Consider the following 20,954-nt stretch of genomic DNA (forward strand, 5'->3'; position numbering starts at 1 on the left):
CCACCATGTGCCAGCCCACCCCCTGCCCCAACTGCGGCAAGACCACCTGGAAGGGTTGCGGCAACCACGTCGACGAGGTCATGCGCCACGTCCCCGCCGACAAGCGCTGCACCTGCGAACGGCCGGCCTCGTCCGGCGGCTTCCTGCGCGGACTGTTCGGCCGCTGATCGGCGGGAACGCCTCGGGATCGCGGGCGACGTGGCATCGACAACCACCTGCGATCGCGGAGTGGGAGCGTCATGCACGTCGCCACCGGGGACACCCCGCGAACCTGAGCGCTGCCCCTTTCCGGGGGCATCGCGTGGCGGCGGCGCGGTCGTAGCATCGAACTCGACCGACAGATCGCGAAAGAGGTGCGCCATGGACGACGCAGTCCGGACCGAAGTCGACGCCGAGACCGGCATCGGCACCATCACCCTGAACCGGCCGAAGCAGCGAAACCCGTTGGCCACCAGCACGATGCGTCAGGTCACCGCGGCACTGACCGAGCTGTCCGCGGACGCAACGGTACGGGCCGTCGTCATCGCCGCGGACGGACCGGTGTTCTCCGCCGGGCACGACCTGTCGGAGATGGTCGACCGCACCCTCGACGAGGAGCGGGAGATCTTCGATGCGTGCGTCGAGATGATGGACACCGTCCAGCAGATCCCGCAGCCGGTGATCGCCGCCGTCCAGGGCCCGGCGATCGCGGCCGGCTGCCAGCTCGCGGCGTCCTGCGACCTGGTGGTCGCGTCCGAGACCGCGGTGTTCGGGACGCCGGGCGTGCGGATCGGGCTGTTCTGTTCGACCCCGATGGTCGCGCTCAGCCGCGCCGTCGGACGCAAACGGGCGATGCAGATGCTGCTGACCGGCGACACCATCGACGCCCACACCGCGGCGGACTGGGGTCTGGTGAACCTCGTCGTCGCCCCCGAGGAACTCGACGCGCAGGTCCGGGCCCTGGCCACGAGGATCACCGGCGCCAGCCCGCTGACGCTGCAGATCGGCAAGCAGGCGTTCTACCGGCAGATCGACCTGCCGCAGGACCAGGCCTACACCGCGATGACGGAGACCATGGCCACCAACGCCGTGACCTGCGATGCTCAGGAGGGAATGACGGCCTTCCTGGAGAAACGGACCCCGGTGTGGCACGGTAAGTGACCCAGTCCGCGCATCACGACACGCGGGAGCGCCGGGTACCGTGATTCACGGTCGCCGCCGCTCTAGCCTGGGGTTCTCCCCCGGGAACAGCCTGGGGTTCTCCCCCGGGAACCGCGAGAAAGGCACATCTCATGGCATTGCCCACCCTGACCCCCGAACAGCGCGCCGCCGCCCTGGAGAAGGCGGCCGCATCCCGGAAGGCTCGCGCCGAACTGAGGGAGGACCTCAAGTCCGGCAAGATCAGCCTGGTCGAGGTCCTCGACAAGGCCGACACCGACGAACTCGTCGGCAAGACGAAGGTGCTGTACCTGCTCGAGTCCCTGCCGAAGGTCGGCAAGGTGAAGGCTCGCGACATCGCCGAGTCCGTCGGCATCGCGGAGACCCGCCGCGTGGCCGGCCTCGGTGCCCGTCAGCGGGCCGACCTGCTGGCCAAGCTGGCCTGAGCCGACGACTTCCCACCACTGCCCGGCGTCCACTCGGACGCCGGGCAGTGGTGCGTTTCGGGGGCGGCGCACCCTTTCCGGTGTGCCGGTCGGCGCGACCGGGTCAGGCCTTGAAGTACACCAGCTGGTGGGTGGTGGCGAGCAGCGCACCGCCCTTGCCCCACAGTTCGCCGGACTGGTCGAAGTAGCCCCTGCCGAAGTGCTGGGCGCGGGCGGTCGCGAGCACCGCGTCCTCGCCGTGCGCAGTGAGGGTGTCCGCGTCGGCGTGGAAGTACACGGTCAGAGAGACCGTGCCGGCCGGGCTCATCTGGCCGCGGCGGAGGAACACGCGCGGGAAGAAGACGTCGCACAGCGCGGTGAGGGCGGGGAAGTCGAGCGGCCGCGCGGGCTGGTCCCGAACCCACAGGGTGGATGTCGAGTCGTCCCGCTCGGTTCCGACGCTGTCCAGGCCACCCTCGACGAACCGCATCTCGTAGTTGCCGATCCACCGGATGAAGTCGAGCGCAGGTGCGGGCTCGACCTCCTCCGCCGCCGGGGCGACGGGTGGGGTGATCTCGGTCGACGACCAGCCGTCGCGGCGAACGGCGAACACCGCGGTCGCGGTGGTGGCGACGACGCCGTCCTGGGTCATCTCGATCGACCAGTGCTGCGTGGAGTTGTTGGTGCGTGTGGGGCGCGCGTCGATGGTGAACGGGCCGTCGGCGACTGGGCCTGCGAAGTTGACGGTGAGCGAGACCGGGTCGCCGAGCCGTTCCGGATGCCGCAGCGCGGCGGCGAGCAGCGTGGCCGCGGTGACGCCACCGAACGGGCCGACCATGTTGGCGTACTCGGCCGCGGTCCGGCCGGTGAAGGTGCCGTCGGCCTCGGCGACGAGGTCGAGGGCGGCGTCGAACTGATGGGTCGGGTTGGCGGTCCGTGTCACGTCAAACTCCTGGCGATCGGAAACTATGTATGACACCCTACATAGAACAGGAGCGAACGAGAAGGGCGAGCAGTGCCGAGACGACAGGACCCCACCACCGGCCCCCGGGCCGCGATGATCGACAGCGCCATCACCCTGATGCGCGAACGCGGTGTTGCCGCGACGTCGTTCGCCGACGTCCTGTCGCACAGCGGCGCCCCTCGCGGGTCGATCTACCATCACTTCCCGCGCGGCAAGGCGCAGCTCGTTGAGGACGCGACCCGCTCCGCGGCCGACTGGATCGACGACAGGATCGGCCGGATCCTCGACGCCCACGACACCGTCGAAGCCATCCGCACCCTGGTCGACATCTGGGGCCGCGGCCTCGAATCCAGCGGCTACGCGTCGGGATGCCCGATCGCGGCGGCGGCGCTGGGCACCGAGCCCGGCGCCAGGGAGATCGCCGGCACCGCGTTCGGCACCTGGTGCGACGCGATCGCCGCGAAACTCGTCGGCGAGGGCGCCGAACCCGCGCGGGCGGCGTCGCTCGCCGTGCTGATCATCGGGGCGCTCGAGGGCGCGTTGATGCTGGCGCAGGCACAGGGCAGCTCGACGCCCCTGGACGCGACCGTCGACGAACTCGAATCCCTGTGCCGGACGGTGCTGGCACCGTGACACTCCCTTCCGGAAGTATCGGGGTGCCGCCGGAACGCCCGTCCGACGGCACCCCGCGGATCAGCGGTCCGCGTCGGTGTAGCGAATGATGCCGCGAATGTTGCGTCCCTCCAACATGTCCCGGTATCCGTCGTTGATCTGCTCCAGTCGGTACTGGCGGGTGACCATGTCGTCGAGGTTGAGCTTGCCGACCTTGTACATCGACAGCAGCTGCGGAATGTCGTAGTGCGGGTTGGCGCCGCCGAAGATGCTGCCCTGCAGGTTCTTCTGCAGCAGGGTCAGCATCGACAGGTTGAGCGTGACCTTGTTGTCGAGCAGGCTGCCCATCGCGGTCAGCACCACGGTGCCGGCCTTCGAGGTGATGCCCATCCACAGGTCGACGTCCTCGCCGTGCACCTCGCCGACGGTGACGATGGTCTTCTTGGACATGCCACCTGCGGTGGTCTCGGCGATCGCGCCTGCCGCCTCCTCCACACTCGCGAACGCCTGGGTGGCACCGAACTTCAGCGCCTGCTCGCGCTTCCACTCCACCGGGTCGATGGCGAAGATGTGGCGGGCACCGGAGTTCACCGCGCCCTGCAGCGCCGAGATGCCGACGCCGCCGAGGCCGACGATCGTGACGTCCTCGCCCGGCTTGATCTGCGCGGTGTGGGTGGCCGACCCGTAGCCGGTGGTGACACCGCAACCGACGAGGCACGCCACCTCGAACGGGATCGACGGATCGATCTTCACCACCGAACTCTGGTGCACCACCATGTACGGGGAGAACGTGCCGAGCAGGGTCATCGGGTAGACGTTCTGCCCCCTGGCCTGGATCCGGTACGAGCCGTCGCTGACCGACGCGCCACCGAGCAGCATCGCCCCCAGGTCGCACAGGTTGCGCAGGCCTGCCTGACACGACGGACACTTGCCGCACGACGGGATGAACGAGAGCACGACGTGGTCGCCCGGGGCGAGGTCCTCGACACCCTCGCCGACCTCGGTGACGATGCCTGCACCCTCGTGACCGCCCAGCACCGGGAAGCCGGCCATCGGGATGCCACCGGTGACCAGGTGGTGGTCCGAGTGGCACATGCCCGACGCTTCCATCTGTACCTTGACCTCCCCCTTGCGGGGGTCGCCGATCTCGATCTCCTCGATCGACCACGGCTGATTGAATTCCCAGATCAACGCGCCTTTGGTCTTCATCGCTGCACACACCTGCTCTCGTCGACAGTCGGGAATGCCAGCCTAGACACGTATACAGACGGGTGTCCGGCTAATCGCCGGATCGGCCCTCCCGAACTCCGTCGGTGAGGGCCGGGTCCCGCGAGGTGTCCTTCAGCGCCACCCCGGACGCGCCGAGTCGCCGCGCGCCGTCGACCAGCGCGGCGACCACCCGCGCGGCGTGCTCGTAGCCCAGCCCGTCGGGCGGGTGGACGTTGGACACGCAGTTGCGCTGGGCGTCGCTGCGGCCCGGTCGCGGGTGGTGGGTGAGGTAGACACCGACGCTGTCCGCGACGGACAGGCCGGGACGCTCCCCGATCAGCACCAGCATGGTCGTGACACCGAGCGCCTCCCCGATGTGATCGCCGAGTGCCACCCGGGCCTGGGTGGCGATCACCGGCGGCGCGACCGTCAGTCCCGGCAGCGCGGCGACGATCGCGGCGGCCAGGTCCGGTCCGTGCGCGCTCAGCGCGGTCGAGGACAACCCGTCGCACAGGGCGATCCCGAGGTCGTAGGGACCACCCGACGGCGCGACGATCGGCTCGCCGGGTACCCGCCCCAGGTCGGGGCGGCGCAGGTAGGTGGCGCGATCCGGCGCGGCGCTGGCGACCGACAGCGGTTCGCCGAACCCGAGGGCGCGCAACCGGTCGGACACCCACGCCACGTCCAACGGCAGGTGCACCGCGTCGCGCGCCGCGGCATGCGCGGCGACGAACTCGAGGTGCCGGCGAGTGGGCAGCGCATTACCGGTGCGCCCCAACCCGATCCGCGCCTGCGTGTACGTGCGGAGCAGCGCCCAGTAATCGGTCTCGGCACCGCCGAGGTGGTCGGTCACGACACACCACCGAGCGCCCGCAGCGGGGACGCGGCCACATCGACCGGCAGCACCCGCCCGGCCGCGTCGGCCATGCCCTGACGACGCAGCCACTCCTCGAACTCCGGTGCCGGTCGCAGGTTCGCGATCTGCCGCGCGTAGAGCACGTCGTGGAACGAGAGCGACTGGTAGCCGAGCATCACGTCGTCGGCGCCGGGCACCGTGATCACGAACGCGGTGCCCGCCACCGCAAGCAACGTCAGCAGCGTGTCCATGTCGTCCTGGTCGGCCTCGGCGTGATTGGTGTAGCAGACGTCCACGCCCATCGGCAGGCCGAGCAGCTTCCCGCAGAACTGGTCCTCGAGCCCGGCGCGGATGATCTGCTTGCCGTCGTACAGGTACTCGGGGCCGATGAAGCCCACAACGGTGTTGACCAGCAACGGTTTCAGCTCGCGTGCCACCGCGTAGGCGCGGGCCTCGAGGGTCTGCTGGTCGACGGGCCTGCCGCCGGTGCCGAGGTGGGTCCCGGACGACAGCGCCGAGCCCTGCCCCGTCTCGAGATACATGACGTTGTCGCCGACGGTGCCGCGGCGCAGCGACCGCCCGGCCTCGTCGCCCTCCCGGAGCACCGCCAGGTCGACACCGAAGCCTCGGTTGGCGCCCTCGGTGCCTGCGATGGACTGGAACACCAGATCGACCGGCGCGCCGCGCTCGATCAGGTCGATCGTCGTGGTGACGTGGGTGAGCACGCACGACTGGGTGGGGATGTCGAACCGGGTGCGCACGTCGTCGAGCAGGTGCAGCAGATCCGCGACGGCGTGCGGGGAGTCACCGGCCGGGTTGATACCGATCACCGCGTCGCCGCACCCCATCAACAACCCGTCGAGCGTCGCGGCCGCGACGCCACGCGGATCGTCGACCGGATGATTCGGCTGCAGCCGCGTCGCGAGCCGCCCCGGCAACCCGATCGTGGTCCGGAACGCACTCGTCACCGTCAACGCGCGGGACACGGCGATCAGGTCCTGATTGCGCATGATCTTGCTTGTGGCCGCGACCATTTCGGGAGTCAATCCCGAGGCGAGCGCGCCGAGAGCAACCGCGGAATCGGGCGTGGCGGCGGTCGCGAGCAGGTGGTCGCGCAGGCCGCCGACCGTCAGGTGCGCGACCGGCGCGAACGCGGCCGTGTCGTGGCCGTCGAGGATCAGCCGGGTGACCTCGTCGGTCTCGTAGGGGACCACGGTCTCGGCGAGGAAGGTGGCCAGCGGGACCTCGGCCAGCGCCCACTGCGCCGCGGCCCGCTCGGCATCCGACGACGCCGCGCATCCCGCCAGCTCGTCACCCGACCGCAGCGGCGTCGCCTTCGCCAGCAGATCCACCAGTCCCGCGAACTCGTACGTCACGCCGGCCAACTGCTGGCGATACACCGTCATCGCACCGTCACCTCCCGCGTTGTGCCCGGTGCCTCGATACGACCCGAGCCCGACGAGATCGTGACGTCAGCCTAGGCGGCAGTTCACGATCGCGGCGTGTGGGCGCTCCCAGTACGCACGGAGCAGCTCCGCCTCGGCATCTGCGGCGGCCGACCGGTAACGCCCGTAGTCGACCCACTGGGTGAGTGCGAAACCGGCGGCGTGCATCGCCTCGTCGATGCTGTCCTTCGTCCAGACGTAGGCGGTGACGGTGTCCTCGTCCCCCGCACCACCCGGACCGAACAGGTCGAGTTGTACCTCACCGCCGTCGACATCCGGACCGATCGGCGTCAGCCGGAATCCGAATCGCTCGTAGTATGCGGGGTCTCGCACGTAGTCGGGATGAATGGGAAGGGTGACGAGGCGGCCGCCCGGCCGCAACGGTTTCGCCATCTGCGCGCACATCGCATGGAGTTCCTGCCGGGTGGTGGCGTACGGCAACACGTATACGGCCAGAACCAGGTCGAACCGACCGGCGAGGTCGTCGCCGAGATCGGAGGCGAACTCGATGCCCAGTGGGTTCTCCACTTCTCGGGCCCTCGCATACTCGAGCATGCCATCCGAGACGTCGTAGCCGACGACCCGGCGTGCGCCCTGCTCCTTCAGCAGCCGGGCGTACATGCCGTTCCCACAACCGAAGTCGAGGACGTCACGGCCGGCAAGATCACCGAGGGCGGCGAGGAAGTTGGGAATCTCCAGGAACCGGCGGAAAGGCCAGCCGGCCATGTCCTCGTACAGATCGGCAAGTTCATCGAACTGACTCTGCATCGAACACCTCATTCGTTCGGGTAGCCAACGACAGCCCGATTCTCGCTCCCCACCGGCCGGTCCGCGGGGAAGCGCAGAATGTCGGAGGGTCACCGCGAGTCCCCGACGGACCGCCTACGTGTCCGCGGCGGACCGATGCGGTGAGGTCAGGATCCGATAGCCGTGCTCGTGCAGTCGGCGATGCCCGGGCCAGCGGTCGCGAGTCCAGTCCGGCTCGGTGTGGGCGGCGGTGATCGCCGCCGTCGTCGACGCATGCAGGTCGAACTCGAGGTCGCGACGCAGCTCGGGTTGCTCCCGGTCGTCGGCCGCGCGGGTGATCCGGGCGATGGTGTCGGCGACCTGCGCGTCCGCGTCGGCGAGGATCCGGCGGTGGGCGCGGGGCAGCACCCCCCACATCACGGCCGGGGCGACAACGACCCCGACGACGGTTTCGAGGAACCGGTCCCGAGAGACCCCGACCAGATCGCCCGGGGCCCCGAGGACGCCGAGGATCATCGCGAGCGGGGTGATGAACACCATCGCGAGACCGTAGTTGCGCACCAGGAACGCCTCGATACCCGCCATCGTCAATGCGAGCACCACGACCAGCGCTGCCCCGCGCAGGTCGAACAGCGACAGGCCCGCGAGCAACCCGAGCCCGAGGACGGTGCCGACGAATCGATGGGCCGCACGGTAGGTGCCGAGGATCCGGTCGGGGCCCTGGTGCAGGATCATCGCGGCGGTGATCACCGCCCAGTCCGGTCGGCCCACCCCCAACACGACGGCGATCGCCCCTGCCGCCGGACAGGCGACGAGCAGCCGTGCCACGACGGTCGCCGAACGCCCCCGGGGGTGCGCGGCCCGGGCGAGGCGGTAGCGGACCGACGGGCGGCGCAGCGGCGTCTGCGGATGCAGGTCGTCCTCGGGGGTGGCCTCGTCGTGCGGGGCATCGTGCACGACCGCCGCGCACCGCGCGTGCGCCGCCCGCAGCGTCCGCGTCAGTGGATCGTCCGAGCCGGCGAGCCCGGCGTCGTGCAGGCACTGCCACGCCGCATGCAGATCGTGCACCGCCGCCCGCCGGTTCGTCGGCGAGTTGTCCTCCAGCACGGCGTCGACCGCGCGCACCGCGGCGGCGACCGCGGCCCGCTCAGGTGTGCGCGGGCGGACCAGGACTCCGGACATCGCGACGACGAGCGCGGTGCCCGCACCGATCGCCGTCCACGCCACGGTCTCCGCGACGGACACCCCGGCTGCCGGGAGTGCGGACGCGATCTCCAGGGACAACAGCAGCAGGAACGCGCCGGGGGCGCCGAGTCGGAGCGCGTCGACGACGAACGCGCACGACGCCACCACGACCGTCATGGTCGCCACCAACACCATCGGCCACAGCGCGGAGCCGCCCGCGGTCGCGGCGTGGTGCACCGCCGACCCGACGACCGCACCGGTCCCTGCCAACGCGACCAGCACGGCACCGACGATCGCCACCATCCGCCAGCGCACCCGGTACGGCCGGCCCTCGCCGTAGACGACGGCGAACGCACCGAGGGTGGCGACCGCGGCGACCGGCCCGGCGCCGAGGGCGACGCCCGTGAGACCGGGCACCGCCACCGTTACCGCCGCGCGCGCGACGCCCGGCCACCGACGGCCCTGACGCGGCACGGCCAGCATCGCCGACAACGGGGAGGCGGGAGTGGGGACAGGCAGGTCGATGGTCGCCACCTGCATTCCCGATTCTCCCGACACAACCATTCAGGTTAGGAAGTGGGCAGGCCGGCACTCGAATCCACACCCGCCCGATGAGGCGCACGTCACGCTCCCGCAACCCCCGACAGCACCCCGCCCGACGGCATGAACGGAACCGTTCGGTCGATCAGGTCGACTGAACGGTTCCGTTCATGCGTGCGGGAGAGCTCCGGCGTCAGCGGGTGGGCTGCGCGGCCGGAGTCGTCGTCACCAAGGCCGACGACGTGGCCGCGGCCGTCGACGCCGAGCTCGGGGCCGCGCTGTCGGTCGTCGTCGCCGGATCCGTCGTCGCGGCGCCGGTCGGGGCGTCCGTGGCCGTGGCGCCCGCGGTCGGCTCCGGCGTCGCCGCGACGGCATCCGGGCCCTGCACGCTCTCGGCGAGGACCGGGTCGGCCGCGGCCCCACCGGCCGGGATCGCCGACTGCGTCGACGGGGTGGTGGCCGTCGCCTTGGTGGCTGCGCTCGTCGTCGGCGCCGAGGACTTCGTGGTCGGAGCCGTCGTGGTCGGCGCGGTCGTGGTCGGAGCGGTCGTGGTGGTGGTCGGCAGCGGCACCCCGTCCCGCGCCTGCTCCGCGAGTTTGGTGAGCCACTGCGCGGCGTACTCGGCGGAGGTCAGCGGCTTTCCGTCGGCGGAGTCGCGCCAGTAGTCGAAGTGATGACCGGTGTCCGGACCGAGGGTGAGTTGGTACGGGTCGCTGAGCACCACCGGGATGGTGTTCTGGTTGGTGACGATCAGGTTGACGACCTCGTTGAAGAGCTTCTGCGGCAGGTACGCGAGCGGCGACATCTTCTCGGCATCGATGGAGTCGGCGACCGACTCGACGGGCAGCGTTGTGGTGGCCTTGCTCGGGTCGTACGCCGGATCCGACACCTGCAGCAGCACATCGAGGAACGTCTGGTCGCTCTGCATCCAATTCGGCTGCGAGCGAATCACGTTGAACGCGTCGAACCCGATCTTGCCGAGGGTGACGGCGACGTCCTGCCCGGTCGCCGGGGTCAGGCCGTCCTTCTCGAGGCTGTCGATGTTCAGCTGCCGACCGACGTTGACCACCAGCTGCAGCAGCGAGATGTTCTGCGGCGCAGCGCAGGTGAGGTCGCCGTCGGAACAGAACGATGCGACCTTGCCCGCGAGCGCGCCGAAGTCGGCGCCACCGGTACCGGTCACCGCGCCCGCACCCGAGGCGGGTGTGGTGCCGGTCTGGTACACGGTGTCGAACCCGTCCGGGTTGCTGAACGGGTTCTGTGCGCCCGGGAACGGGCCCTGTTCGGCGGCACGGCCGGCGTCGGCGAAGATCACGACCCCGACGACGTTCGCGGGGTCGACGATCTCGTAGCCGTCGGTCCCGTCCTGGTGGCCGATGTTCTGCGCGACCCGGCGGGCGACATCGGCGCCCTCGCTGTAGCCGACGACGGAGAAGCGGGTGTTCGGGCAGGACTTGCGGATCTCCCGCATCACGGTCTCGGTGTTGGCGACGCCGGTCTGGACCGCGGACTCGTAGTTGTCCATGTTCGCGGGGTAGGCGATGTACACCGACGCGTACGCCTGCGGGTTGAGCGGCGTGTTGATCGCGTTCGGCGCGTTGACGACCGGGTCCACCCAGTGGCTGCTGTAGTCGGAGGACAGGGCGGCGGGCAGCGCGGCGCCGTTCGCGTCGACGAGCCTGGGGACCGTGTCCCCCGGGGTGTCGTTGCGGCCGGCGATCGACACGGTGACCATGTCGTGGCACTCCGTCGTGGACGCCGTCAGCTCGGTGTCGATCGTGGTCGTCGGCGGCGCGAACGCCCACCAGGCGGTGATGGCCGCGGCGACGCCGAGCGCCACCGGGGCGGCCGCGGTTCTGGCGACGCGATGCCGCGCGATGAATCCACGAATTGTCATGTCCGCTCCCCACTCCGTAACTCTCGGACGACGCGCGGACCACCCCGTGCCATGCGCTCACGTCACGTCAAGAGGGGTGTCGCACCGGACGACCCGAATGTTACGGCGACGCCCGGCATGTCCGCCCTGTGAACCCGCTGTGAGTCCACCTGCCGCCGCGCTCGCTTCGGTCCGCCGGCCGCTTGTGCCAGGCCTGCTCGACCTGGTGATCGACCGCGGGTCCGGGCAAGCACGTTGCCCGGACCCGCGCTCGTCGGACTGTCAGCGGCCCATCAGTGCGAAAACTCCCCAGCCGAGATATTCACGCTGGTACCGCGTGTAGCGGGCGGGTTCGGTGGTGAGCTCGGCCCGCACCTCGGCGGCCAACTCGTCGTCAGGATTGTCGTCGAGCCAACGGCGGAGGTTGAGCCACTGCGCCGCCTGGTACCGGTCCCAGCTGTCCTGATCGGCCAGCACCATTTCCACGACGTCGAACCCGAGATCGCCGAATTGCTCGATCAGCTCCGGCAGCACGAGGAAGTCGTCCTTGCCACTGGCACCGCAGGCTCTGGCGGTTTCCTGGTCGGGCACTTCGTGACGCCAGTACGGCTCACCGATCAGCATCAGGCCGCCGGGACGGAGACTCTTGCTCAGCAGCTCGACGGTGCCGGCCACGCCGCCTCCGATCCAGGTGGCACCGACGCATGCGGCGAGATCGACCGGCTCGCCCGCGACGAAGCCGGAGGCGTCGGAGTGCACGAAGGTGACCCGGTCGGCGACGCCGAGTTCAGCGGCACGGACGCGGGCCTGCTATCCCCCGCCCCCGCCGCCCGTGATCCCGGACCCTTGGCGACCTTCGTCCACAATCACACTGCGGCGGAAGTGGATTCGGTGGAGCCGGTGCAGCAGGCACAGTTTTTCCAAGGAGCGTCGTTCACTCTCGCAATGCCTCGTCAAAAGGATTTGACTGCTCCGCACGGCCCGCACAATGTTCTCGACATGACCACCATCGAAGTAGTACTCGAAACAGCGCCTCCCGAAGCCTATCTGGGCGGTGACGAGTTCATCGATCCGCAGGACCGAGCCGTCCAGGAGCTTGCACTGACGGTGCGGCAGCAGGCAGGCAGCGACATCTCATTCACCAAGGCTGCATTCGAATGGGTGCGAGACGAGGTGGCGCACTCATACGACGTCCAGGACCCACGGGTGACGCTGACCGCCGGTGAGGTTCTCGCGCAGCGCGTGGGGCTCTGCTACGCAAAGTCGCACTTGCTGACGGCGCTCTTGCGAGCGGAAGGCATTCCGACCGGCCTGTGCTACCAGCGTCTCGCTCACGGAGATGGACATGTCCTGCACGGGCTGGTGGCGGTCCACCTCAACGGCGCCTGGCATCGCCAGGATCCACGCGGCAACAAGGACGGTGTCGATGCGCAGTTCTCGCTCGAATCGGAACAACTCGCCTGGCGGGTTGACCGCTCCCGGGGGGAGGTCGACTATCCGAAGCTGTTCACCTCACCGGCACGGTGCGTGGTCGACGCACTCCGCAGCACCACAAATGTGCTGTCGCTCTATGACACCGGCCTCCCAACCGAGCTCTGACCCGGCGCGCACCAGCAGAGAATCCCGGCTCCGACACCGGCCGAGCCGCATGATCGGACGATTGCTCGTCGATGGACGGCGGCTCGCGCCGCCGCCGGCGGCGATGCCGGAACCCGTCAACCCGCGATCAGGGGATTTCGGAGGGTGCCGACCCCCTCGATCCAGCTGACCAGGGTCTGGCCCGGGGCCAGGAAACGCTGCGGGGTGCGGGCCATGCCGACTCCGTCGGGGGTGCCGGTGAAGATGACGTCGCCGGGCAGCAGCGGGCACACCGACGACAGGTGCGCCACCAACTCCGGGATCGTGAAGATCATCTCGGAGGTGCGGCCCTTCTGCAGTACCTCCCCGTCGTCGAGGGCACAGCCGATCTCCAGGTTGTCCCGGTCGGGCAGTTCGTCGACGGTGACCAGTTCCGGTCCGATCGGCGCGAACCCGCGGAAGGACTTGGCGAGCGAGAACTGCGGGGCCGCACCCTTGAGCTGCAGCGTCCGCTCGGAGATGTCCTGTCCGACGGCAACTCCCGCGATGTGGTCCCAGGCGTCCGCCTCGCCGACGTGGTCGCAGCGGGTGCCGATGACGGCGACCATCTCGACCTCCCAGTCCACGGTCTCGGTGGGCAGGGCGACCGGCTGCTCGTGGCCGGTGATCGAGGTGGGGAACTTGGTGAACACGGCGGGCACCGGCGGCAGCGCGATGTTGGACTCCGCGGCGTGCTCGGCGTAGTTGAGGCCGATCGCGAACACCTGACGCGGCCGGGGGACGGGCGCACCCCACACCGTGCGTTCGGTGACCGCGATGCGCGGGTGCGCGGCGGCGTCGACGGTCGCGGCCCACTCGACGAAGGCGGCCCAGTCCTCGTAGACGGCCTGCGGGTCGGCGCCGAACCGGCCGCCGCTGGCCGCCTCGACGTCGATGTGTCCGCCGGCCACGGCCAGGGCCAGTCGTCCGTCGATGTTCGCAACCCGCATGACACGTCTCCTCGGTGCAGTGGTCGCCGCGCGGTCCTGCGGCGTGGCACCATCCTGCACCCAGATGGTCGACAAAGCAATAAAATAACGTTATTTCTCGGGAATGACGTGAGCCGCTAGGGTCGTGCCATGGGAACCGCCAGTCCGACGACCCGCGCGGGCGCGGTGTACGAGCAGATCAGGGCCGACATCATGCGCGGACGGCTGCAGCCCGGACAGCGGCTGCGGTTCGTGGAGCTCACCGAGAAGTACTCGGTGAGCCAGTCGGTGGTCCGCGAGGCCCTGACCCGACTCGCCGAACAGGGGCTCGCGATCTCCCTGCCGCAACAGGGCTTTCGCGTCGTCACGCTGTCCCTGACGGACCTCGACGAACTCACCGAGGCGCGCCGGGAACTCGAGTCCCTGGTGTTCCGCCGCGCCGTCGAGCGCGGAGACGTGCACTGGGAATCCGCAGTCGTCGCCGCCCACCACCTGCTCGCGGCGACGCCCCCGGCCACCCCGGACGGCGAGGCGAACCCCGAGTGGGACGACGCCCACGAACGTTTCCACCGCGCCCTGCTCGACGGCTGCGGCAACTCCCGCCTGCTCGAGGTCGCGCTCTCGCTGCGCGAGTCCGCCGCGCTGTACCGGCACTGGTCGGGGCACCTCGGCGACGATCCCGGCCGTGACGTGGCCGCCGAGCACCGCGGACTCGTCGACGCCGCCCTCGCCCGGGATGCCGACCTCGCCGCCGAACGGCTGGCCACGCACATCGAGCGGACCTCCGCCGCGCTCCGACCCGTCGCCGGCAGCGCTCAGGCCTGATGTGCCGCCAACCAGTCGGCGCGTCGCCGGGCGGAGGCACGGGAGAGCCACGCGTCCTCGATCACCTCGGCGAGTTCGCGGCGGGTCAGCTCGCCGATCCGGCCGGCCCGGACCAGGACCGACGGATGTCCGTCGAAATGCGCGGTGGTGAAGAACGGGGATCGCGGATCCTGCACGAGCGCAAGCTTGTCCGACTCTGACGGCACCCAGACCACGATGACGTCGGTGTAGCGCGCGCCGGATGCGGGATCGACCGCGTCGGGTCGCGGAGTTCGGAAGAAGACGAACGACTTTCCGCCGACCTGGTAGATCGGATTCCCCCGCGGGCCGTGCTCGACGGTGACATGCGGCATCGCCGAGGCCAACTCGTGCACGTCCTCGATGCGTGCGCGGCGCCGTGCCGACATGGCCGGCAGCCTACGCCGGATCGGAAGACTTCGGGCACGCTCAGTGCCCGGTGCGCCGCAGGGTGACCCGGTAGGTGTAGTGCTCGGGCAGGAAGTAGCTGACGGCGAGTTCGTCGGCCAGCCCGTCACCGTCGCTGTAGAGGCGGTCGACCCGCAGCATCGGGTGCCCGTCGGCGCAGTCCAGTTGCCCGGCCACCGCGGGTGGCGCGGGCGCCACCGTGATCGACTGCGCGGCTTCGACAATCGGGCTGGAGAGGAGAGGTTCGAGCAGGCCGATGATGGTCCACGCACTGGAGGCTCCCGGCTGCAGTTCCGGTGCGTCGATCACCAGACGGGCAATGCGTTCGGGCAGCGAGACGGTGGTGACGACGAACGGAATCCCGTCGTGAAGCCTGCGAAACATCATGCGGTACACCACGTCCGTGTCCAGACGCAGGCGGCTGGCGGTCTCGATGTCCACCCGGCGGCGGAGCGGTTCGAGCACCTCCATGGTGGTGTCGGCGGACAGGTTCATCAGGTCCTCGATGGACCCGAGCTGCCGCAGGTACCGTCCGTCCGGCTCGGTCGCGAAGGTCCCGCGTCCGGGCACGCGGTAGACGATGCCCTCGGCGACCAGGTCCTGGAATGCGCGGCGCACCGTCTGCCTGCTGAGGTTGTGTTCCTGGGACAGTTCCGATTCCGTGGGCAGCCGGACGCCGCCCCGGTACCGACCCGACGCGATCTCACGCCGCAACCTGTCCGACAGCACCCGGTACGCCGGCCCCGAATCATTCATCGCGGTTCATTCTAGATCCCGCCGCGCGCCACCAACTGCCCGGCGATGACGTTGCGCTGGATCTCGTTGGTGCCCTCGCCGACGATCATCAGCGGCGCGTCCCGGAAATACCGCTCCACGTCGTACTCGGTGGAGTAGCCGTAGCCGCCGTGGATGCGCACCGCGTTCAGGGCGATCTCCATCGCGACCTCCGACGCGTACAGCTTGGCCATGCCCGCCTCCATGTCGCAACGGTCCCCGGCGTCGTACTTCTCGGCCGCATACCGGGTGAGCTGGCGGGCGGCGGTCAGCTTGGTCGCCATGTCGGCCAGGTAGTTGCCGATCGACTGGTGCTTCCAGATCGGTTTGCCGAAGCTCTCCCGCTGCTGCGCGTAGGCGAGCGAATCCTCCAGCGCCGCGGCGGCGACCCCGAGAGCGCGGCACGCGACCTGGATCCGGCCGGTCTCCAGACCCTTCATCATCTGACCGAAGCCCTTGCCGGGCTCGCCCCCGAGGATGGCCGTCGCCGGGATCCGGTAGTTGTCGAACGCCAGCTCGCAGCTCTCGACGCCCTTGTACCCGAGCTTGGGCAGATCCCGCGAGACCGTCAGTCCCGGGCCGTGTTCGACGAGGACGATCGAGATCCCCGAGTGCCGTGGCTGCGCCTTCGGATCCGTCTTGCACAGCAGCGCGATCAGGCCGGACCGGCGGGCGTTGGAGATCCACGTCTTGGCGCCTGTGATCACCAGGTCGTGCCCGTCCGCCTTCGCGGTGGTGGCCATGTTCTGCAGGTCCGATCCGCCGCCGGGCTCGGTGAGCGCCATCGTCGCGCGGACCTCGCCGGTGGCCATCCGCGGCAGATACTGCCGCTTCTGCTCCTCCGTTCCGAACAGGGTGAGCAGCTTCGCGACGACGGTGTGGCCACCCATCGCGCCGGCCAGGCTCATCCAGCCCCGCGCCAGTTCCTCGGTGACCCGCGCGTAGCAGGGCATCGACACCGGGGAGCCGCCGTACTCCTCCGGTACCGCGAGCCCGTAGATGCCGATGCGCTTCATCTGCTCGATCCACTTCTCGGGGTACTCGTTCGCGTGCTCGACCTCCTGCACGGTGGGTTTGACGTCGCGATCGACGAAGGCCCGCACCGTCTCGACCAGGAATGCCTCCTCGGCATCGAGGTTGTACGCGTTCGAAGAAGTCATGAATCCGTCCTGCGGTCCGCCCAATTTGTACGGCCATATTTGCGCGCCATTCCGAGCCGAGTCAAGGCATTGCCTCAAACACCCTCGGTACGGTACTAACGATTGCGAGAATTTGGCCGGACAAATGTCGAACGAGAGGGACGAACCCGTGACCATGACCTTCCGGAGCGCGCGGTGACCGCCGTCGCGGTCGGCGGACCGTACTTCGACGACCTCGCAGTCGGGCAGGTCTTCGACGACGCCCCGGCCGTCACCCTCACCGGCGGACTCGCGGCCTCCCACCAGGCGATCCTCGGTGACCGGCTGCGGATGCCGCTCGACGCCCACCTGTCGGCCGCCGTCACCGGATCGCCGGCCCCGGTGGCGCACCCCGGACTGGTGTGTGACCTGGCGATCGGCCAGTCGACGCTGGTCACCCATCACGTCAAGGCGAACCTCTTCTACCGCGGCCTGCGCCTGCACCGCTTCCCCCACCTCGGGGACACCCTGCACACCCGCACCGAGGTCGTCGGCCTGCGCGAGAACACCGCGAAACCCGGCCGCGCACCGACCGGGCTGGCAGCCCTGCGCATGCGGACCACCGACCAGGAGGGCCGTACCGTCCTGGACTTCCACCGGTGCGCGATGCTCCCGCTCGGACCGGACGCCGACCCGGGCCGGGTGGTGCACGCGGACGACCTCGCGCAGATCGGGTCGGACGCCGGACGCGACCACCGGGCACCGGACGGCTGGGACCTCGCGGTGTACCGCGACCGGGTGCCGGGACGGCACTTCACCCCCGAGCTGGCCGGGCTCGTCCGGACCAGCAGCGGCGACGTCGTCTCCAGCGCACCGGAACTCGCGCGCCTGACACTCAACATCGCGGCCACCCACCACGACGAGCGGGTCGGGCAGGCGGGCCGGCTGGTGTACGGCGGGCACACGATCGGCCTCGCCCTGAGCCAGGCGACACGGGCCCTGCCGAACCTGGTGACGGTGCTGGGCTGGCAGTCGTGCGATCACACCGGTCCGGTGCACGAGGGCGACACGCTGACCAGCGAACTCCACGTCCTGTCCGCGACCGCGCTCCCGGATTCGCGGGCCGGGGTACTCGAACTCCGGTCACTGGTCCACGCGCACGACACCGACGAGCCACGACCGGTGCTCGACTGGCACTTCACCGCCCTGATGGCCTGACGCGAGAGGAACTTTCGTGAACACCACCGCGAACCGGCCGCTTTCGGGCCTCCGTGTGGTCGAGGTGTCGAGCTTCGTCGCCTCCCCGCTGTGCGGACTGACCCTGTCCCAGCTCGGCGCCGAGGTGATCCGCGTCGACCCGATCGGCGGCGCCGCCGACTACCACCGCTGGCCGCTCACCGACGACGGCGAATCCATCTACTGGACCGGACTCAACCGCGGAAAACGTTCCCTCGCATGCGACATGCGCAGCGAGCAGGGGCAGGAGCTGATCCAGCGCCTGGTCACAGCGCCGGGTTCCGAGGGCGGGATCCTGGTGACCAACGCGGGCGGCCGCAGCTGGATGAGCCACGAGACCCTCGCGTCACTGCGCCCCGACGTGATCACCCTCGAACTGCTCGGCAACCGCGACGGCACCCCCGGCGTCGACTACACCGTCAACGCCGGGATCGGCTTCCCGCAGATCACCGGGCCCCTCGACCACGCCGGGGTGGTCAATCACGTGCTCCCGGCCTGGGACATGGCGTGCGGGCTGTACGCCGCCCTGGCGATCGCGGCGGCGGCACGCAAACGCGATCGGACGGGCACGGGAGCACGCATCACCCTCACCCTGGAGGACGTCGCGCTCGCGACCGCCGGCACGCTCGGGTACCTGACCGAACCGCAGGTCACCGGCGGGGGCCGCGAGAGCACCGGCAACTTCGTGTACGGCACGTACGGAGTCGATTTCGTCACCGCCGACGGCGCCCGCTTCATGGTCGTCGCCCTGACCTCGCGGCATTTCCGTGATCTGCTGTCCGTGACGGGAACCGCGGACGCCGTCGCCGCCGTGGAGAAGGCACTGGGCGCCGACTTCTCCACGGAGGCAGACCGTTTCCGCCATCGTGAGGTGATCACCGCACTGCTCCGGGCCTGGTTCGCCGACCGCACCGCGGACGAGATCTCCGGACTGCTCGCGACGACCTCGGTGCTGCACCGGCGCTACCGCACCTTCACGGAGGTGGCGACCGGCGGCGAGCTGGATCGCAATCCGCTGTTCGAGCAGCTGGAGCAACCACGGATCGGCACCTATCTCGCGGCCGGGCATCCCGCGGCGTTCGACGGGGAGCACTACGCCACCGGGCCCGCACCCGCGGTGGGTGACGACTCCGCCGCCCTGCTGACGGACCTGCTCGGATGCAGCGCGGACGAGGTCGCCCGGCTGCGCGCCTCGGGCGTGATCCAGGCGCCGTGACGCGGAACCGGCCCACCGGCAGCGGTGCCGCGGTCAGTCGACCTGCAGCGACGCGGCCCTCTCCGACAGCAGCTTTCGCTCGCGGGCGTTGCCGGTGAGCCGGGCTGCCGCCTCGAACTCGGCCCGCGCCTCCGCGTTCCGGCCCAGGCGGACGAGCAGCTCCGCACGGGTCGCGGGCAGCAGCCGGTACCCGGCGAGGCGGCCGTCGGCAACGAGGCCGTCGACGATCTCGAGTGCCGCGCCGGGCCCGGTGGCCATAGCGACCGCCGCGGCACGGTTGAGGTCGACGACGGGTGACGGGGCGAGGCGTCCCAGCGCCTCGTACAGCAGAACGATTCGCTCCCAGTCGGTCTCGTCGACGGAGGCGGCGACGGCGTGGCACTCCGCGATCGCCGCCTGCAACGAGTAGGCACCGCGGCCGCGGCCGAGCGCGTCGGCACGGGCCAGGGCCGCGCGTCCGCGCACGATGGCGCCACGGTCCCAGCGGCGCCGATCCTGATCGGCGAGCAGGACCGGGTCGCCGTGCGCATCCAGTCGCGCCGGGAAACGCGCCGCGGTCAGTTCCATGAGCGCGACGAGGCCGTGCGACTCCGGCTCCGAGGGCACCAGTTCGGCGAGCACCCGTCCGAGCCGCAGCGCCTCCCGGCACAGGTCGGGGCGAATCCACTCGTCCCCCGCGCTCGCCGCGTGACCCTCGTTGAACACGAGGTACAGCACCCCGAGGACCGCGCCGAGCCGGTCACCGAACTCGGACCGGTCCGGCACCGCGAACGGCACCTTCGCCGCCGTGAGCGTCTTCTTGGCCCGCACGATCCGCTGCTGCACCGTCGACGTCGGCACCAGGAACGCCCGCGCGATCTCCTCGCTGGACAGGCCGCCGACCACCTTCAGCGTCAGCGCGACGCGGGCCTCCCGCGAGAGCACCGGATGGCACGAGACGAACACGAGCCGGAGCACGTCGTCGTCGATCCGGTCCGGGTCCCAGGGCAATTCGGCTGCCACGTCCGTCGCGCGGGTCTCCTCCGCTTCGAGATCGCGGGCGATGGCGGCGAGCCGCTCGTCGTACCGCTCCTGTCGGCGCCAGCCGTCGATGGCCTTGCGTTTCGCGACGGCGGTCAGCCACGCGCCGGGGTTCGCGGGGATCCCGGACTCGGGCCACTGCGCGAGCGCGTCGGCGAGCGCGTCCTGTGCGAGGTCCTCGGCGCGGGCGAAGTCGCCGACCATCCGGGTGAGTGTGGCGACGATGCGCGCCGACTCGATCCGCCAGACGGCCGCGACCGAGCGCCGCGCGGACTCCACCGGGTCCGGGCGGCGCTCCATCGGGGCATCGCTCATTCGGTCACGCCTTGCGGCCCTCGAGTTCCTCGCGCCAGCCCTCTTCCTTCTGGATCCACTCGTTGTCCTGGGGAAAGTCCTCGGGGCCGGTCACGCGGCGCACCTCGAGCTTCGTTCCCGGCCCGAGCGGTGCCCGCTTGGCCCACTCGGCGGCCTCCTCCTTGGACGCGACCTCGAGGATCCAGAAACCGTTGAACAGCTCCTTCGTCTCCCCGTAGGGGCCGTCGGTGACCAGCGGGGTGTCCCCGGAGAAGTCGACGACGAACCCCTCCTCCGCGTCGGAGAGGCCCTCGCCGCTCAGCAACACCCCGGCCTTCATCATCGACTCGTTGAACCGGCCCATGTCCTCGATGATCTGCTCGAACGGGATGTCCTTCGATGCCTCGATCGCCTCGTCGGTCACACGCATGATGAGCATGTACTTCATGGTTCGCTCCTTCGTTCTCAGGTCGCGAATCGACCCTCTCATCCGGGACGTCGAA

Annotated in this window: 22 protein-coding genes; 8 read left to right on the forward strand and 14 right to left on the reverse strand. The window is 70.1% G+C overall.

All coding sequences use genetic code 11. The features are described 5' to 3' along the window. Positions 1-5 precede the first annotated feature (5 nt). From ACWDUM_RS08980 to mihF, 3 genes are all read left to right on the forward strand, one after another. Positions 6-167 carry a hypothetical protein gene (locus ACWDUM_RS08980; RefSeq protein WP_450133695.1) on the forward strand — a complete coding sequence of 54 codons (162 nt, stop codon included), beginning with the start codon at positions 6-8 and terminating at the stop codon, positions 165-167. A gap of 193 nt (positions 168-360) precedes the next feature. Beyond that, positions 361-1,140: an enoyl-CoA hydratase gene (locus ACWDUM_RS08985; RefSeq protein WP_450133696.1), complete on the forward strand. Its 780-nt coding sequence runs from the start codon at positions 361-363 to the stop codon at positions 1,138-1,140. 131 nt (positions 1,141-1,271) lie between these two features. Next, positions 1,272-1,583: an integration host factor, actinobacterial type gene (mihF, locus tag ACWDUM_RS08990; RefSeq protein ID WP_450113206.1), complete on the forward strand. Its 312-nt coding sequence runs from the start codon at positions 1,272-1,274 to the stop codon at positions 1,581-1,583. A 103-nt stretch (positions 1,584-1,686) separates the two neighbouring features. Here mihF and ACWDUM_RS08995 read toward each other — a convergent pair whose 3' ends face one another. Further along, positions 1,687-2,505, reverse strand: a complete 819-nt coding sequence (locus ACWDUM_RS08995; RefSeq protein ID WP_450133697.1) for an acyl-CoA thioesterase — start codon at positions 2,503-2,505, stop codon at positions 1,687-1,689. Positions 2,506-2,577: 72 nt separating this feature from the next. Here ACWDUM_RS08995 and ACWDUM_RS09000 point away from each other — a divergent pair, with 72 nt between their 5' ends. After that, the gene (locus tag ACWDUM_RS09000) at positions 2,578-3,159 is read left to right on the forward strand and encodes a TetR/AcrR family transcriptional regulator (RefSeq protein WP_450133698.1); all 582 of its coding nucleotides are present in this window, start codon (positions 2,578-2,580) and stop codon (positions 3,157-3,159) included. A 60-nt stretch (positions 3,160-3,219) separates the two neighbouring features. On the opposite strand, the gene ACWDUM_RS09005 is transcribed toward ACWDUM_RS09000, so the two are convergent. The 7 genes from ACWDUM_RS09005 to ACWDUM_RS09035 form a co-directional block, all read right to left on the reverse strand. Further along, on the reverse strand, positions 3,220-4,347 hold the full coding sequence (locus ACWDUM_RS09005; RefSeq protein WP_450133699.1) for an NDMA-dependent alcohol dehydrogenase: 1,128 nt from the start codon (positions 4,345-4,347) through the stop codon (positions 3,220-3,222). Positions 4,348-4,417: 70 nt separating this feature from the next. Next, entirely contained in the window at positions 4,418-5,200 is a 783-nt protein-coding gene (gene eutC / locus ACWDUM_RS09010) for an ethanolamine ammonia-lyase subunit EutC (protein ID WP_450133700.1), read from the reverse strand. Further along, entirely contained in the window at positions 5,197-6,609 is a 1,413-nt protein-coding gene (locus tag ACWDUM_RS09015) for an ethanolamine ammonia-lyase subunit EutB (RefSeq protein WP_450133701.1), read from the reverse strand. The genes eutC and ACWDUM_RS09015 overlap by 4 nt, the downstream gene beginning before the upstream one ends. Positions 6,610-6,675: 66 nt before the next feature. Then, a complete protein-coding gene (locus ACWDUM_RS09020; protein ID WP_450133702.1) occupies positions 6,676-7,416 on the reverse strand; it encodes a class I SAM-dependent DNA methyltransferase in 741 nt (246 codons plus the stop codon). Between the two features lie 114 nt (positions 7,417-7,530). Continuing rightward, the gene (locus tag ACWDUM_RS09025) at positions 7,531-9,063 is read right to left on the reverse strand and encodes an FUSC family protein (RefSeq protein WP_450134189.1); all 1,533 of its coding nucleotides are present in this window, start codon (positions 9,061-9,063) and stop codon (positions 7,531-7,533) included. Positions 9,064-9,313: 250 nt separating this feature from the next. Next, the gene (locus ACWDUM_RS09030) at positions 9,314-11,017 is read right to left on the reverse strand and encodes a cutinase family protein (protein ID WP_450133703.1); all 1,704 of its coding nucleotides are present in this window, start codon (positions 11,015-11,017) and stop codon (positions 9,314-9,316) included. 261 nt (positions 11,018-11,278) lie between these two features. Beyond that, a complete protein-coding gene (locus ACWDUM_RS09035; protein WP_450133704.1) occupies positions 11,279-11,755 on the reverse strand; it encodes a hypothetical protein in 477 nt (158 codons plus the stop codon). Between ACWDUM_RS09035 and ACWDUM_RS09040 the strand changes: the two genes are divergently transcribed. Next, positions 11,750-12,595 (forward strand): transglutaminase-like domain-containing protein, encoded by an 846-nt coding sequence (locus tag ACWDUM_RS09040; RefSeq protein WP_450133705.1) that lies wholly within the window; start codon positions 11,750-11,752, stop codon positions 12,593-12,595. The genes ACWDUM_RS09035 and ACWDUM_RS09040 overlap by 6 nt on opposite strands. Before the next feature lie 116 nt (positions 12,596-12,711). Here ACWDUM_RS09040 and ACWDUM_RS09045 read toward each other — a convergent pair whose 3' ends face one another. Continuing rightward, entirely contained in the window at positions 12,712-13,563 is an 852-nt protein-coding gene (locus ACWDUM_RS09045) for a fumarylacetoacetate hydrolase family protein (protein WP_450133706.1), read from the reverse strand. 129 nt (positions 13,564-13,692) lie between these two features. On the opposite strand from ACWDUM_RS09045, the gene ACWDUM_RS09050 reads away from it, so the two are divergent. After that, positions 13,693-14,367 (forward strand): GntR family transcriptional regulator, encoded by a 675-nt coding sequence (locus ACWDUM_RS09050; RefSeq protein WP_450133707.1) that lies wholly within the window; start codon positions 13,693-13,695, stop codon positions 14,365-14,367. Here ACWDUM_RS09050 and ACWDUM_RS09055 read toward each other — a convergent pair. The 3 genes from ACWDUM_RS09055 to ACWDUM_RS09065 are packed head-to-tail and all read right to left on the reverse strand — an operon-like array spanning position 14,358 to position 16,727. Beyond that, positions 14,358-14,774: an MmcQ/YjbR family DNA-binding protein gene (locus ACWDUM_RS09055; RefSeq protein WP_450133708.1), complete on the reverse strand. Its 417-nt coding sequence runs from the start codon at positions 14,772-14,774 to the stop codon at positions 14,358-14,360. The two genes, ACWDUM_RS09050 and ACWDUM_RS09055, sit on opposite strands and share 10 nt — an antisense overlap. A gap of 40 nt (positions 14,775-14,814) precedes the next feature. Then, on the reverse strand, positions 14,815-15,549 hold the full coding sequence (locus tag ACWDUM_RS09060) for a GntR family transcriptional regulator (RefSeq protein ID WP_450115322.1): 735 nt from the start codon (positions 15,547-15,549) through the stop codon (positions 14,815-14,817). An 11-nt stretch (positions 15,550-15,560) separates the two neighbouring features. Continuing rightward, positions 15,561-16,727, reverse strand: a complete 1,167-nt coding sequence (locus ACWDUM_RS09065) for an acyl-CoA dehydrogenase family protein (RefSeq protein WP_450133709.1) — start codon at positions 16,725-16,727, stop codon at positions 15,561-15,563. Positions 16,728-16,901: 174 nt separating this feature from the next. Here ACWDUM_RS09065 and ACWDUM_RS09070 point away from each other — a divergent pair, with 174 nt between their 5' ends. Both ACWDUM_RS09070 and ACWDUM_RS09075 read left to right on the forward strand, forming a co-directional pair. Next, on the forward strand, positions 16,902-17,903 hold the full coding sequence (locus tag ACWDUM_RS09070) for a MaoC family dehydratase (protein WP_450133710.1): 1,002 nt from the start codon (positions 16,902-16,904) through the stop codon (positions 17,901-17,903). Between the two features lie 16 nt (positions 17,904-17,919). Then, a complete protein-coding gene (locus ACWDUM_RS09075) occupies positions 17,920-19,137 on the forward strand; it encodes a CoA transferase (RefSeq protein WP_450133711.1) in 1,218 nt (405 codons plus the stop codon). 33 nt (positions 19,138-19,170) lie between these two features. On the opposite strand, the gene ACWDUM_RS09080 is transcribed toward ACWDUM_RS09075, so the two are convergent. Beyond that, positions 19,171-20,472: an RNA polymerase sigma factor gene (locus ACWDUM_RS09080; protein ID WP_450133712.1), complete on the reverse strand. Its 1,302-nt coding sequence runs from the start codon at positions 20,470-20,472 to the stop codon at positions 19,171-19,173. A 4-nt stretch (positions 20,473-20,476) separates the two neighbouring features. Beyond that, positions 20,477-20,899, reverse strand: coding sequence for a YciI family protein (locus ACWDUM_RS09085; RefSeq protein WP_450115317.1), 423 nt, complete (start codon positions 20,897-20,899; stop codon positions 20,477-20,479). Positions 20,900-20,954 lie beyond the last annotated feature (55 nt).

Source organism: Rhodococcus sp. NPDC003322 (genome assembly GCF_053589555.1).

Coding starts and splice junctions, on each gene's coding strand:
- ACWDUM_RS08980 (WP_450133695.1), top strand. CDS start 6: ATGTGCCAGCCCACCCCCTGCCCCAACTGCGGCAAGACCACCTGGAAG.
- ACWDUM_RS08985 (WP_450133696.1), top strand. CDS start 361: ATGGACGACGCAGTCCGGACCGAAGTCGACGCCGAGACCGGCATCGGC.
- mihF (WP_450113206.1), top strand. CDS start 1,272: ATGGCATTGCCCACCCTGACCCCCGAACAGCGCGCCGCCGCCCTGGAG.
- ACWDUM_RS09005 (WP_450133699.1), bottom strand. CDS start 4,347: ATGAAGACCAAAGGCGCGTTGATCTGGGAATTCAATCAGCCGTGGTCG.
- ACWDUM_RS09015 (WP_450133701.1), bottom strand. CDS start 6,609: ATGACGGTGTATCGCCAGCAGTTGGCCGGCGTGACGTACGAGTTCGCG.
- ACWDUM_RS09020 (WP_450133702.1), bottom strand. CDS start 7,416: ATGCAGAGTCAGTTCGATGAACTTGCCGATCTGTACGAGGACATGGCC.
- ACWDUM_RS09025 (WP_450134189.1), bottom strand. CDS start 9,063: ATGCTGGCCGTGCCGCGTCAGGGCCGTCGGTGGCCGGGCGTCGCGCGC.
- ACWDUM_RS09030 (WP_450133703.1), bottom strand. CDS start 11,017: ATGACAATTCGTGGATTCATCGCGCGGCATCGCGTCGCCAGAACCGCG.
- ACWDUM_RS09045 (WP_450133706.1), bottom strand. CDS start 13,563: ATGCGGGTTGCGAACATCGACGGACGACTGGCCCTGGCCGTGGCCGGC.
- ACWDUM_RS09050 (WP_450133707.1), top strand. CDS start 13,693: ATGGGAACCGCCAGTCCGACGACCCGCGCGGGCGCGGTGTACGAGCAG.
- ACWDUM_RS09055 (WP_450133708.1), bottom strand. CDS start 14,774: ATGTCGGCACGGCGCCGCGCACGCATCGAGGACGTGCACGAGTTGGCC.
- ACWDUM_RS09060 (WP_450115322.1), bottom strand. CDS start 15,549: ATGAATGATTCGGGGCCGGCGTACCGGGTGCTGTCGGACAGGTTGCGG.
- ACWDUM_RS09065 (WP_450133709.1), bottom strand. CDS start 16,727: ATGACTTCTTCGAACGCGTACAACCTCGATGCCGAGGAGGCATTCCTG.
- ACWDUM_RS09080 (WP_450133712.1), bottom strand. CDS start 20,472: ATGAGCGATGCCCCGATGGAGCGCCGCCCGGACCCGGTGGAGTCCGCG.
- ACWDUM_RS09085 (WP_450115317.1), bottom strand. CDS start 20,899: ATGAAGTACATGCTCATCATGCGTGTGACCGACGAGGCGATCGAGGCA.